9 protein-coding genes are annotated in these 12,699 nt (G+C 55.0%); 6 read left to right on the top strand and 3 right to left on the bottom strand.

Annotated features, from left to right (window positions below):
* The first annotated feature begins 25 nt into the window (after window positions 1–25).
* On the top strand, window positions 26–1,213 hold the full coding sequence (uxuA, locus tag G5221_RS04365; RefSeq protein ID WP_216978363.1) for a mannonate dehydratase: 1,188 nt from the start codon (window positions 26–28) through the stop codon (window positions 1,211–1,213).
* A 142-nt stretch (window positions 1,214–1,355) separates the two neighbouring features.
* Window positions 1,356–2,222, top strand: a complete 867-nt coding sequence (tesB, locus tag G5221_RS04360; RefSeq protein ID WP_005338122.1) for an acyl-CoA thioesterase II — start codon at window positions 1,356–1,358, stop codon at window positions 2,220–2,222.
* 78 nt (window positions 2,223–2,300) lie between these two features.
* Here tesB and aceK read toward each other — a convergent pair whose 3' ends face one another.
* Window positions 2,301–4,028 (bottom strand): bifunctional isocitrate dehydrogenase kinase/phosphatase, encoded by a 1,728-nt coding sequence (aceK, locus tag G5221_RS04355; RefSeq protein WP_139495654.1) that lies wholly within the window; start codon window positions 4,026–4,028, stop codon window positions 2,301–2,303.
* A gap of 206 nt (window positions 4,029–4,234) precedes the next feature.
* Between aceK and G5221_RS04350 the strand changes: the two genes are divergently transcribed.
* The 4 genes from G5221_RS04350 to thrC all read left to right on the top strand — a co-directional run bounded on the left by G5221_RS04350 (window position 4,235) and on the right by thrC (window position 9,936).
* The gene (locus G5221_RS04350) at window positions 4,235–4,942 is read left to right on the top strand and encodes a tRNA/rRNA methyltransferase (RefSeq protein ID WP_075115679.1); all 708 of its coding nucleotides are present in this window, start codon (window positions 4,235–4,237) and stop codon (window positions 4,940–4,942) included.
* Window positions 4,943–5,192: 250 nt separating this feature from the next.
* On the top strand, window positions 5,193–7,652 hold the full coding sequence (gene thrA / locus G5221_RS04345) for a bifunctional aspartate kinase/homoserine dehydrogenase I (RefSeq protein ID WP_019445660.1): 2,460 nt from the start codon (window positions 5,193–5,195) through the stop codon (window positions 7,650–7,652).
* Window positions 7,653–7,654: 2 nt separating this feature from the next.
* Window positions 7,655–8,665: a homoserine kinase gene (gene thrB / locus G5221_RS04340; protein ID WP_421262888.1), complete on the top strand. Its 1,011-nt coding sequence runs from the start codon at window positions 7,655–7,657 to the stop codon at window positions 8,663–8,665.
* Window positions 8,662–9,936: a threonine synthase gene (thrC, locus tag G5221_RS04335; protein WP_421262887.1), complete on the top strand. Its 1,275-nt coding sequence runs from the start codon at window positions 8,662–8,664 to the stop codon at window positions 9,934–9,936. Before thrB ends, thrC begins: the two co-directional genes overlap by 4 nt.
* A 93-nt stretch (window positions 9,937–10,029) precedes the next feature.
* Here thrC and G5221_RS04330 read toward each other — a convergent pair whose 3' ends face one another.
* The gene (locus G5221_RS04330; protein WP_421262886.1) at window positions 10,030–11,559 is read right to left on the bottom strand and encodes a P-loop ATPase, Sll1717 family; all 1,530 of its coding nucleotides are present in this window, start codon (window positions 11,557–11,559) and stop codon (window positions 10,030–10,032) included.
* A gap of 392 nt (window positions 11,560–11,951) precedes the next feature.
* Window positions 11,952–12,467 (bottom strand): REP-associated tyrosine transposase, encoded by a 516-nt coding sequence (locus tag G5221_RS04325; protein WP_335830421.1) that lies wholly within the window; start codon window positions 12,465–12,467, stop codon window positions 11,952–11,954.
* Window positions 12,468–12,699 lie beyond the last annotated feature (232 nt).

Raw genomic sequence — 12,699 nt, 5'->3', positions numbered from 1 at the left:
AACGAATTTAAACCAAGAGGTAGTAATGGAACAAACATGGCGCTGGTATGGGCCTAATGACCCGGTAACCTTGAATGATATCAAACAGGCGGGGGCAACTGGTATTGTGACTGCCCTGCATCATATACCAAATGGTCAGATCTGGAATAAAGACGAGATACTCGCTCGCAAAGCATTAATTGAAGAAAAAGGTTTAACCTGGTCGGTAGTTGAAAGTGTACCTGTACATGAAGAGATCAAGACACATTCTGGCCAGTATCAGCAATGGATAGACAACTATAAAGAGTCGATCCGTAATCTGGCTGCATGTGGCATCGACACGATTTGCTATAACTTCATGCCCGTACTGGACTGGACCCGAACCGATCTGGAATACGAGATGCCGGACGGTTCCCGAGCCCTGCGTTTTGACCATATTGCGTTTGCCGCCTTTGAGCTCTACATCCTCAAGCGCCCGGGTGCCTTGCACGAATACTCACCGGAAGAGCAGCAACAGGCATTCAGCTACTTTAATGAAATGAGCCCGGAGCAAATAGAGACACTGACCCGGAATATCATTGCCGGCTTACCTGGTGCTGAAGAGGGTTATACTCTGGAAGCATTCCAGGCTCAGCTGGATAAATACAAGGATATCGACAAAGAGCGTTTGCGAGAGCACCTGGCCTATTTTCTCGATGAAATAATCCCTGTTTGTGAAGAGTCTGGCGTCCGTTTGGCTGTCCATCCGGATGATCCTCCCCGCCCGATCCTGGGGTTACCGCGAATTGTCTCTACCATTGATGATATCGCTTGGTTGGTTAACCGGATTCCCAGTCAGGCCAATGGTATTACCATGTGTACCGGCTCTTATGGTGTGCGTGGGGATAATGACCTGGTTGATATGATAAAACGTTACGGGAATCGTATTTACTTCACCCATTTGCGTTCAACCAAGCGGGAAGATAATCCGAAGACATTCCATGAAGCGGCTCACCTTGATGGTGATGTCGACATGTATAATGTAGTGTTGGAAATTGTACGTGAAGAGCAACGGCGACTGAAAGATGGTGATAATAGACTTATCCCCATGCGACCTGATCATGGTCATCAGATGATTGATGATCTGAATAAGAAAACAAATCCCGGATACTCATGTATTGGTCGTCTTAAAGGGCTGGCTGAAGTGAGGGGATTGGAAATGGGTATAACCAAGGCATTTTTCTCAAATAACTGACCATTATCGTGTCTGGTTGAATAGAAGACTGGAGGCTATCGAGCCTCCTTTCTTCTATCCGGAAATCCTTGATTGCCAGCCAAAAGATTGCGCCCCGGATCAGCTATTGTTAGCCTGTGCGGCTCTGATATAGGAGTGAACAATGAGCAAGGTACTTGATGAGCTGCTGGCGTTGCTGGCGCTGGAAAAAATCGAGGAGGGCCTGTTTCGGGGCCAGAGCCAGGATCTCGGTCTGCGGGCCGTGTTTGGCGGACAGGTAATGGGGCAGGCCTTGTCAGCCGCCAAGCAGACGGTCGAGACCGGCCGTCAGGTTCACAGTTTTCACTCCTACTTCCTGCGTCCGGGGGATGTGACCCGTCCCATCGTCTATGACGTGGAGAATATCCGTGACGGTCAGACCGTCTCCACTCGCCGGGTCAAGGCGATTCAGGGCGGCAAGCCCATCTTCTATCTCAACGCCTCGTTTCAGGTGCCGGCCGATGGCTTCGAGCATCAGGCGCAGATGCCGACCGGCATCACCCCGCCGGAAGAGCTCAAGAGCGAGCTGGAGCTGGTGCGCCCCTACGAGAACCTGATCCCGGCCTCCCTGCGGGACAAGATCCTCTGCGAGCAGCCCATCGAGATGCGCCCGGTGACCCTAGTCGACCCTATTCGGCCGACGGTGCAGGATCCGGTGCGCCACGTCTGGTTCAAGGCCAACGGCCAGATGCCGGACGATCTGCGGGTGCACAAATACCTGCTGGCCTACGCCTCCGACTTCAACTTCCTGCTCACCTCGCTGCAGCCGCACGGGGTGTCGTACTGGGAGCCGGACATGCAGGTGGCCACCATCGACCACTCCATGTGGTTCCACCGGGATTTCCGCTTCGACGACTGGCTGCTCTACGTGGTAGACAGCCCGAGCGCCAGCAGTGGTCGCGGTCTGGTGCGCGGCCAGTTCTTCACCCGTGACGGGGTGCTGGTGGCGAGCACCATGCAGGAGGGGGTGATCCGCCGTCGCGGCAGTTAAGACGCAAAGCGGATAGCAAAACGGGGTGGCTTGGGCCACCCCGTTTTCGTTGCTGCCATTTGCGCTGGGCCAGCGGGATCAGCCGCCGCGCTGGTATTTGAAGCGCTTCTTGCGCCGGTAGGGATAGACATCCTCGAACACCCCCACCTTGATGTTGCTCTGCAGCATCTTCCAGTAGTTGGCGTCGAACATCTCCTTGTGCAGTTGCAACATGATCTCCCGCACCTGCGGCTTTTGCAGCAGGAAGGTGGCGAATTCCTCGGGGAAGATGTCGTTGGGGGCCACCGAGTACCAGGGCTCGGCGCTCCACTCATCCTCGGGGTAGCGCGGCGGCGGGATCTGGCGGAAGTTGCACTCCGTCATGTAGCAGATCTCGTCGTAGTCGTAGAAGACCACCCGGCCGTGACGGGTGACGCCGAAGTTCTTGAACAGCATGTCCCCCGGGAAAATGTTGGCCGCCGCCAGCTGCTTGATGGCGTTGCCGTACTCCTCCAGCGCGAGCCGGGTCTGCTGCTCGTCTGCCTTGTCCAGATAGAGGTTGAGGGGGATCATCTTGCGCTCGGTGTAGAGGTGCTTGATCACCAGCTTGTCGTCGCTGATGGTGAGCGCCGAGGGTGCCACCGTCTTGAGCTCGGCAAGGAGCTCCGGCGAGATGCGATCCAGCGGAAACTCGAAGTTGGTGAACTCCTGGGTATCGGCCATCCGGCCAACCCGGTCGTGCTGTTTAACCAGTCGGTATTTTGCCTTCACCTGCTCGTGGCTCACATCCTTCGGGGGAGTGAACTCGTCTTTTATCACCTTGAACACCACATCGTAGGAGGGGAGGGTGAACACGCTCATCACCATCCCCTTGATGCCGGGGGCGATGATGAACTGATCCCGACTCTGTGCCAGATGGTGGCGGTAGTGGCGATAGAGCTCGGTCTTGCCATGTTTTTGGCAGCCGATGGCGTTGTAGATCTCGTAATCGGGCTTGTGGGGCATGATCTGGCGCAGGAAGGCGACAAACAGTGCCGGTTCGCGGGCATAAACCATGAAGTAGGCACGGGCGAAGCCAAAGACGATGGAGGCGAGATCTGGCTCGAAGATGACGGTATCCACATAGATGCTGTGGCCGGTGCTGAGCAGGGGCAGGATAAAGGGGAAGACCTGATCCCGGGCCCGGATCAGCCCCACCAGATAGGCCCCCTTGTTGCGGTAGAACACCTCTTTGAGCAGCTCGATGGCAAACGGCTCATCATGGAGGATTTGCGGGCCGTTCTCCGCAAGATGGCGGTGGATGTCGACAATATCTCGCTGCTTGTCCTCGTAGGGGAGGGTGAAGCTGTAATCCCCCAAAAGCTGGCTCAGGGTCTGCGGCAAGTGGGCGAGATCGGTGCGATAGACCCGCAGCAGGGCGCTCAAGTCCGGTTTTTCGCCACGGCTGACAAAGGGGTGGATATAGAGGTTTTCGTCGCGGATATTGCGATGGCGAAAGATCCGCCGATAGACGGAGTTGAAGAAGGACTCCGCCACCTCGAAGTTGTCACAACGGGGCAGCAGATCGCTGAAAGCGCTTTTGACCCGTTTGAGCAGCTCCTGAGTGGCGTGGTGCTCCCCCATCATCTGGCGGATGGAGCTGGCGGTGGCCCCCACATGGTGGTCATAGAGGCGAATACGCTCCCGTCCGGCGAGCTGCACCCCCAGCCAGTCACTGTTCTCGAAGCGGCTCTTGCTGCCCTGGGTTATCTCGAGAAACCGGCTGTAAAACGACTCGAAGCGTTGCAAGATAGTCTCGGCGACGGCCTGTTCCAATGGCTGCTGCATCTCTCTCTTCCTTGTGATCTGTCGGGCCGATAGCGCGAAGGATTGGGTGTAATTTGTTCACACGTCAGGCCACTATCGCAACATTCAAACGTCTGTTCAAGTGGCAATTTTCGGGGATAAACGGTAGATTGCGCCCCTGTTTTGGTGATGGTTTAGCGACTGTTTGCTGTCTGTTTGAGAGGCCGTCCGGCCTGTGAGGAAACCCGATGAAGCTCTATTTTGTCCTGGTGGCACCTGCCCGACCTGCGAACGTGGGGGCGGCTGCCCGCGCCATGAAAACCATGGGATTCGATGCCATGCGACTGGTGGCTAGTCGGGTACACGAAGAGGAGGAGGCGAGCTGGGTGGCCCACGGCGCCCAGGAGATCCTGACTCAGGCCGAGGCGTTCGATACCCTGCCCGAGGCGCTGGCCGACATGGATCTGGTGATTGCCACCACCGCCCGTGAGCGCGGTCGCTACCAGCACTACCTCACCCCGGGGGAGATCCGCGAGCAGATCCGCAGCAAGCCTTCACTCAACAAGGTGGCCATCGTCTTTGGCTGCGAGGAGTCGGGGCTCTCCAACGAGCAGCTGGCCGAGGTCGATCTCATCAGCTATCTGCCCCTCAAGGTGAGCTACCCGTCTCTCAATCTGGGGCAGGCGATCATGCTCTACGCCTACGAGATGAGTCAGCTTATGGATGAGCTGAACGCCGACGGCGCCACTGCGGTAGCAGAAAATTTTGATAACGCCGGGCAGGTTCGTGTGTTGAAAAGCAAAACAGCAGAATTGCTGGGTGAACTCGGAGTTTCGCAGGATGAAAAACTACATCAATGGGTGATGGACCGGGTACCCATGCTGCCGCAGCGGGATCTGAACATGCTCCACCTGCTCTGCAAAGACCTTGCGCGCAAACTTGGCAAAGAGGTTTAAGTTGACAGCCCATCGCCCGCCGCGGTATTGCTAAAAGCCAGCTTCGTCAACGAGTGTTCGTCATGCAGTTATTCACCAACGTCATCACCACCACCATTATTACCGGTACCACCACAGGTGGCACTGGGGCCGGTTGATGCGCTGACGAACAAGCACAGAAATCAAAAAAGGCCCGTACCCACCCAGTACGGGCCTTTTTGTTGGACTGGTTTTTAGATTGAATTTCATAGATTTACAGGGAGAGAAAGCGATGAGAGTGTTGAAATTTGGCGGGTCTTCACTGGCCGATGCAGAGCGTTTTTTACGGGTGGCCGATATCGCGGTCAACACCCACGGCCAATCTCAGGTAGCCCTGGTGCTCTCTGCACCTGCCAAGGTGACCAATCATCTGGTGGCGCTGGTGGAGCAGACCAGTCGCGGCATGGATGCCAGTTCCACCCTGTTTGAAGTCAACGGCATCTTCTCCCGCCTGCTGGCCGGGTTGAAGGCGGCCTATCCGGCGCTCGATGACAAGGCGCTGCTGGCCCGTCTCACCGCCGAGCTGGATCAGGTGGAGCGGCTGATGCAAGGCATCCGTCTGCTGGGCCTCTGCCCGGACAACGTGCAGGCGCGCATTCTGAGCCGTGGCGAGAACCTCTCCATCGCCTTTATGCACGAGCTGCTGCGGGTACGCGGTCTGGATCTGGAGCTGATCGTACCGGAAGAGCTGCTGGTCACCGACGGCGGCTATCTGGAAGCCCACGTCGATATCGAAGCCTCCCGCCTGCGCTTTGCCGCCAAGGGGCTGCGTAGCGACTGTCTTTACCTGATGCCGGGCTTTACCGGTGGCAGCGACAAGGGCGAGACCGTGCTGCTGGGCCGTAACGGCTCCGACTACTCCGCTGCCGTGCTGGCCGCCTGTGTCGATGCCGAGTGCTGCGAGATCTGGACTGACGTCGAGGGCTGCTACAGCTGCGACCCCCGTCTGGTGCCGGATGCCTACCTGCTGAAAACCCTCTCCTACAAGGAGGCGATGGAGCTCTCCTACTTCGGCGCCAAGGTGCTGCACCCGAAAACCATCGCGCCGGTGGCCCAGTTCCATATTCCCTGCCTCATCAAGAACAGCTTCAACCCGCAAGGGCCGGGCACCCTGATCGGCCCCGAGAGCGGCGACGATGACCTGAAAGTGAAGGCCATCTCGGATCTCTCCGGCATGTGCATGTTCAACGTCTCCGGCCCCGGCATGAAGGGGATGGTCGGCATGGCCGGTCGCATCTTCTCAGCCGTCTCCCGCGCCGGGGTCAGTATCGTGCTGATCACCCAGTCATCTTCCGAGTACAGCGTCAGCTTCTGTATCCACAGCTACGACAGCGAGAAGACCCGCAAGGTGCTGGAGCGCGAGTTCGAGCTCGAATTCAAAAACCAGCTGCTGGAGCCGCTGGATATCATCAGCGATCTGGCGATCATCTCCCTGATCGGTGACGGCATGCGCACCAGCAAGGGGATGGCAGCCCGCTTCTTCACCTCGCTGGCGCAAGCCTCCATCAACATCGTCGCCATTGCACAGGGGTCGAGCGAGCGCTCCATCTCGGCGGTGGTGCGGGATCGCAAGGTGGCGGAAGCCATCAAGGCGTGTCACCAGAACTTCTTTGGCAGTCAGCAGTTTATCGATCTCTTTGTGGTCGGGGTCGGTGGCGTCGGCGCCGCGCTGGTGGATCAGATTGCCCGCCAGCAGCCGGTACTGGCCGAGCAGGGCACTGGCCTTCGCGTGGTCGGCATCGCCAACAGCCGCCAGATGGCGGTCAACAAGGATGGTCTGAACCTCGCCAACTGGCGTGAACAGCTGGTGGAAGCCCGCGACAGCTTCTCGCTGGAAGGGGTGAAAAAGCTGGTGGAAGATAGCCACATCATCAACCCGGTGATCGTTGACTGCACCTCCTCCGAGGCGGTGGCCGTCCAGTATGCCGACTTCCTCGCCGCCGGTTTCCATGTGGTCACCCCGAACAAGAAGGCCAACACCGGTTCGCTCGATTACTACAAGGCGCTGCGCCGCACCGCCCGCCAGACTCGCCGCAAGTTCCTCTATGAAACCAACGTGGGGGCTGGTCTGCCGGTTATCGAGAACCTGCAGAACCTCATCAAGGCCGGTGACAAGCTGCGTGCCTTCGACGGCATTCTGTCCGGCTCCCTCTCCTTTATCTTCGGCAAGCTGGACGAGGGGATGGCCTTCTCTGAAGCCACCAAGATTGCTCGCAGCAACGGCTTTACCGAGCCGGATCCCCGCGACGATCTCAACGGCATGGATGTGGCGCGCAAGCTGCTCATTCTGGCTCGTGAGGCTGGCATGGCGCTGGAGCTCTCCGATGTGGAAGTCGAGCAGGCGCTGCCACCCGGCTTTGATGTGAGCGGCGATGTAGAAGCCTTTATGGCCCGTCTGCCCGAAGCGGACGGCTGGTTCCGCGACCAGTTCGCCGCGGCCCAGCGTGAAGGCAAGGTGCTGCGCTATGTGGGCTCTATCGAGGGTGGCAAGTGCAAGGTGGCCATCAAGGCGGTCGGTGGCGACGAGCCGCTGTTCAAGGTCAAAGACGGGGAGAACGCGCTCGCCTTCTTCTCCACCTACTACCAGCCGATCCCGCTGGTGCTGCGCGGCTATGGCGCCGGTACCGAAGTGACTGCGGCGGGCGTCTTTGCCGACGTGCTGCGCACCCAGAACTGGAAGCAGGAGCTATAAGCATGAGTTCAGACATGTACCCCTCTTATATAACGGAAGGCGCCATGGGTAATGACAGAAGTGTGGTCGCCTACGCACCCGCCTCCAGCGCCAACCTGAGCGTGGGATTCGATGTACTGGGGGCGGCGCTCGCCCCCGTGGATGGCTCTCTGCTCGGCGATCGGGTGCAGGTAAAAGCGGCTGACGTGCCGTTCGCCCTCTCCGCCGTGGGCCGCTACGCCCACAAGCTGCCGGACGATCCGAAAAAGAATATCCTGTTCGACTGCTGGGTGGCCTATGGCGAGGCGCTGGAGAAGCGCGGCCTTGGCCTCAAGCCGCTCGAGATGGTGCTGGAGAAGAACCTGCCGGTCGGCTCGGGTCTGGGTTCCAGCGCCTGTAGCGTGGTGGCGGCGCTGGAAGGGCTCAACGCCTTTCACGGCGAGCCGCTCGACGAGCACGCCCTGCTGCTGCTGATGGGGGAGATGGAGGGGCGCATCTCCGGCTCCGTTCACTACGACAACGTGGCCCCCTGTTATCTCGGTGGCATGCAGCTGGTGGTGGAGGAGGCGGGGGTTATCAGCCAGGGCATTCCGGTGTTTGACGAGTGGTACTGGGTGGTCTGCTACCCGGGCACTGTGGTCTCCACCGCCGCGGCCCGAGCCATTCTGCCGGCCCAATATCGCCGTCAGGATTGCCTCACCTATGGCCGCCGTCTGGCTGCCTTTGTCCACGCCAGCTACACCAGGCAGGAGCCGCTGGCGGCGAGCGTGCTAAAAGACGTGATTGCCGAGCCCTACCGCGCGGCGCTGATCGAGGGCTTTGCCGAGGTGCGGGCGCAGGCGGCCCAGAACGGGGCGCTGGCCACCGGCATCTCCGGCTCCGGCCCCACCGTGTTTGTGGTGATGAAGGAGCTGGCGCAGGCCGAGCGGATGAAGGATTGGATGGAAGCACATTTCGTGCAGAACGAAGATGGATTTGCCCGGGTCTGCAAACTGGACATGGCCGGGGCACGGGTAACAGGAAGCGAGCTATGAATCTCTACAACATCAAGGACAACAGCGAACAGGTGAGCTTCGCGCAGGCGGTGCGTCAGGGCTTGGGTCGCGAACAGGGGCTCTTCTTCCCCGAACAACTCGAACCGCTCGCCGATGTGGATGCCCTGCTGGATCTGCCGCTGGCCGAACGCTCTGCCCGCATCCTGAGCCACCTGCTGGGGGATGAAGTGCCCGCAGCCAAGGTGAGCGAGCTGATTAACGCCGCCTTCACCTTCCCGGCGCCGCTGGTGAAATTGAAAGATGGCACCTATGCCCTTGAGCTGTTCCACGGCCCGACTCTGGCGTTCAAGGACTTCGGCGGTCGCTTTATGGCCCAGTGCCTCGCCGCCTTTAGAACCAACGACAAAATTACTATCCTCACCGCCACCTCCGGCGACACTGGTGCCGCCGTGGCCCACGCCTTCTACGGGCTGGAGGGGATCGAGGTGGTGATCCTCTATCCCAAGGGCAAGATAAGCCCGCTGCAGGAGAAGCTCTTCTGCACCCTCGGCGGCAATATTCGCACCATCGCCATCGACGGCGACTTCGATGCCTGTCAGGCGCTGGTAAAACAGGCCTTTGATGACGAAGCGCTGAAAAAGGCCATTGGCCTCAACTCCGCCAACTCCATCAATATCAGCCGTCTGCTGGCGCAGGTTTGCTACTACTTCGAGGCGGTGGCCCAGTTGCCGAAAGCCGATCGCGCCAAGGCGGTCATCAGCGTGCCGTCCGGCAACTTTGGCAATCTCACCGCAGGTCTTATCGCCAAGGCGCTGGGGCTGCCGGTGAAGCGCTTTATCGCCGCCACCAACGCCAACGACACCGTGCCGCGCTATCTGAAAACCGGTCAATGGGAGCCGCACCAGACAGTGGCAACCCTGTCGAATGCCATGGATGTCAGCCGCCCCAACAACTGGCCGCGAGTAGAAGAGCTCTGCCGTCGCAAGGGCTGGGCGCTGGAGACCCTGGGCTCCGGCATGCGTGACGATACCCAGACTCGTGATGCGCTGAAACGGCTGCATCAGCTGGATTATCTGTGCGAACCCCACGGCGCCATTGCCTGGGATCTGCTGGGGGAACAGCTGGCCGAGGACGAGGTAGGGGTCTTCCTCTGCACCGCCCATCCCGCCAAGTTCAAGGAGTCGGTAGACGAGATCCTCAATCTCGATGTGCCGCTGCCCGGCCCGCTGGCCAAACACGCCGAGCTGCCGCTGCTCTCCGTTAATTTGCCAGCAGAGTTTGCCCGGTTAAGGGCGTTTTTGGTGGGCTAACTGCTGTGTCGAGATAACCGATAGAAATAAAAATCCCCCGGTAATGGGGGATTTTTGCTGATATCAGGTGATCACAGTATTTACATTGATAGTTTATTGAATTGATAGATGCGCTTTTAATGCATGATGAACAAAACATTGTTGCTCTAATAAAATTTCATCATCACCTCGAAATGAGAACCTAAACTGTTTTTCCTTGTAATTACCGATTACGCCAACACGGTATAGATCAGATAAAACTTCTTGTACTTTTCTTTGTTTTAGGAAGTCAGATACTTCCATGTACAATTCTGACTGTGTTTCTGCCCTCTCTCGTAGCTCAACAAAACTGAAGTACTGTTTGAATCCATATAAAAGTCTTTTTATTGCCTCTATCTCATTGTCTTTATATTTCGTCTTAAGTTCTTCAGTTATTTCAATCCAGCTTTGTTCAGAATATTTTTTCCTGATAGAGTCAAAAACATGATGTTTAAATGATTCTTCCTCAGGATGTTGATCTTGAGCTATTTTGAGAAGTCTAACGATATCCCTTGGTCTATACCATGAATTGTGCAATATATATTCCCTTATATCCCTACCTTGAATGCTAGTTGTGAAGAATTTATTCCACACTTCCTCTGCATGAGATTCTTTATATTCAGTAGGTGGTATTATATTACTATGTAGTCTCTTGGTTATTACATTAAGTAGTGGTTGTTTGTTTAGATCGATACCGGCACGACTCCAAACAATCTCAGTGCCAAAATCCCCGAGGGATTTATTTATTTCTTTACCTAATGCTCTTACAGAATTTTGCACTTCTGAACGGATTGCTGCATATAAGGTAATGCTAATGCCACGTTTTTTAAAGCTAGCATTTATTTTTTCTATAGTAACAATAAGATCTCTAATTAGTTTAGAGTCTCTCTCGTACTGTTTTTTTGTATTATTATTTAGTTCCAGTTCATCAAAAAAAAGGTTTACTCTATCGTGTCCTGGTAGTAATGCTTCAAACGCATCATCTGCTTTTTCAACTAATTTATTAAATTGTAATTGTGTCTTACCACTGCTATCCCATTCGAAGTCGAACAATATTTTAGGATCTTTGCTTATCTCTATATTTCCCTTTTTTAATTTGGGGATTAAGTTTTTTATGCTTCTTGATTGTTCTTCAATAGGACTAAGAATTAGAGATGAAAAAATCTCATACTCATGGTTTTTTTGAAACAATTCAAAATCACCACTCCCGCATATAGATAATATCTTTCTATAAATAAACCAGCGCCACACAGACTCATAATCATCGCTAGGGAAATCATTTGTGTTCGTTTCAACAGTAGACTCTCTACCTGCCCGAGTAAAATCTTTACGCATATCTTCATTTAATTGAGACTTAAATAATATAAAATGAGCTCCAATTTGAGTATTTTCCTCGATGCAAATAGAAATGTATCTTAGTAATGCAGTTTTACCAGTTCCTTTTAATCCCGTGACGAAGTACCTAGAGCCGGATATATATTTGTTAATATCCAAACTAGGTGGGACAACAAACGCTGATATAAAACGCTCTCTTTCTTCTGGGGTGTCAGTTAGAAGTTCATTTTTAGCATCTATAGAGCCAAGATTCAATTCTTTTAGTTTCATGCGATAGCCTTGTTATTATTAAAGTTGTAATAAACCTTGTTTCATTAATTATTAGGGGGGTACTGTCTAAATTTATTGTGCTGAAGTTTGGGGGCCACCTCATTATTGCTAGGTGAGCCTGCTGGATCTCTTTTAATACCACTCTATCATTACGGTTTTATCTAAATCTCTCGATACTTATCTCGTATATTGGACTTCGTTGCGTTCATCCCGTATGTTGGGCTAAATCTCGTAGGTTGGTGCTAAACGAAGTGAAGCCCAACGTTTACCGAGAAAGCTAAATTCGTTTTTTGATTTTATATGGTCAAAATTCATCTTATTTGGGAAGTCATATATCCCGTTTGTTGGGCTTCGCTGCGCTCAGCGCCAACCTACAAAACATTCCAAGCCGATTATTCCCGATCCGAATCACTATCAATGGCCCAATCTGACCCTATCCATCCTGCGGCGATATGGCGATGAATGGAGGAGTAAGGCCAATCGACAGGTTTGGCACAATAACCATGTTTAACTGGATTGAAATGGATGTAATCGACATGGGCTTGCAGATCCTTGCCATCCCGGATCAGATGCTCCCAATAACGGCGTTGCCAGATACCTCGTTCCCGTTTTCTGAGTCGGCTCTCCCGTATCCGCTCTGTTTTGGCAATGCCCCGTGAAAAGCCTGCCTTGAGCAGAGACCAGCGCATGGGATAGTCACTGTCATCTGGTGGTAGTTGCCAGATGGCATGGATATGATCCGGCATCACCACCATGGCAATGATCTCGAAGGGGTGTTGCTGTTTGACGTGGCGGAGCACTTCGCGCAGCAGGTCGATATGACGTACCAGCAGATCCTGCTTTCGGTCAGCCAAGTTGACGGTGAAGAACCAACATGCCCCACTGGTTGTTGCTCGGCGATAGCGCATGGTTCTCCTTTCCGGAAAAATCCAGTCTGTTCGGTTGCTCCGAATGGCCACCAACTGACCGAGGGCTCGCATGTTTGGCTTCACTGCGCCCAGCGCCAACCTACGAACTTCATCAATCACTGTTCAAAACCCACGCTACCGCCCGTGGATTAGAGCTTCCAATATGCTCCATTAACCAGCGAGGGCAGCAGCCCATTACTGATGAATAGGCACCGGATGGCTATGTTAAGCC

Source organism: Aeromonas sp. 602200, assembly GCF_049173895.1.
Lineage (GTDB): Bacteria > Pseudomonadota > Gammaproteobacteria > Enterobacterales > Aeromonadaceae > Aeromonas > Aeromonas veronii_A.
The sequence above is the reverse complement of the archived record's forward strand: the minus strand, read 5'-3'. Positions and strand labels throughout refer to the sequence as shown.

Excerpts from the sequence above, each read along its gene's own strand:
- uxuA (WP_216978363.1), top strand. The coding sequence starts at position 26 with ATGGAACAAACATGGCGCTGGTATGGGCCTAATGACCCGGTAACCTTG.
- tesB (WP_005338122.1), top strand. The coding sequence starts at position 1,356 with ATGAGCAAGGTACTTGATGAGCTGCTGGCGTTGCTGGCGCTGGAAAAA.
- aceK (WP_139495654.1), bottom strand. The coding sequence starts at position 4,028 with ATGCAGCAGCCATTGGAACAGGCCGTCGCCGAGACTATCTTGCAACGC.
- G5221_RS04350 (WP_075115679.1), top strand. The coding sequence starts at position 4,235 with ATGAAGCTCTATTTTGTCCTGGTGGCACCTGCCCGACCTGCGAACGTG.
- thrA (WP_019445660.1), top strand. The coding sequence starts at position 5,193 with ATGAGAGTGTTGAAATTTGGCGGGTCTTCACTGGCCGATGCAGAGCGT.
- thrB (WP_421262888.1), top strand. The coding sequence starts at position 7,655 with ATGAGTTCAGACATGTACCCCTCTTATATAACGGAAGGCGCCATGGGT.
- thrC (WP_421262887.1), top strand. The coding sequence starts at position 8,662 with ATGAATCTCTACAACATCAAGGACAACAGCGAACAGGTGAGCTTCGCG.
- G5221_RS04330 (WP_421262886.1), bottom strand. The coding sequence starts at position 11,559 with ATGAAACTAAAAGAATTGAATCTTGGCTCTATAGATGCTAAAAATGAA.
- G5221_RS04325 (WP_335830421.1), bottom strand. The coding sequence starts at position 12,467 with ATGCGCTATCGCCGAGCAACAACCAGTGGGGCATGTTGGTTCTTCACC.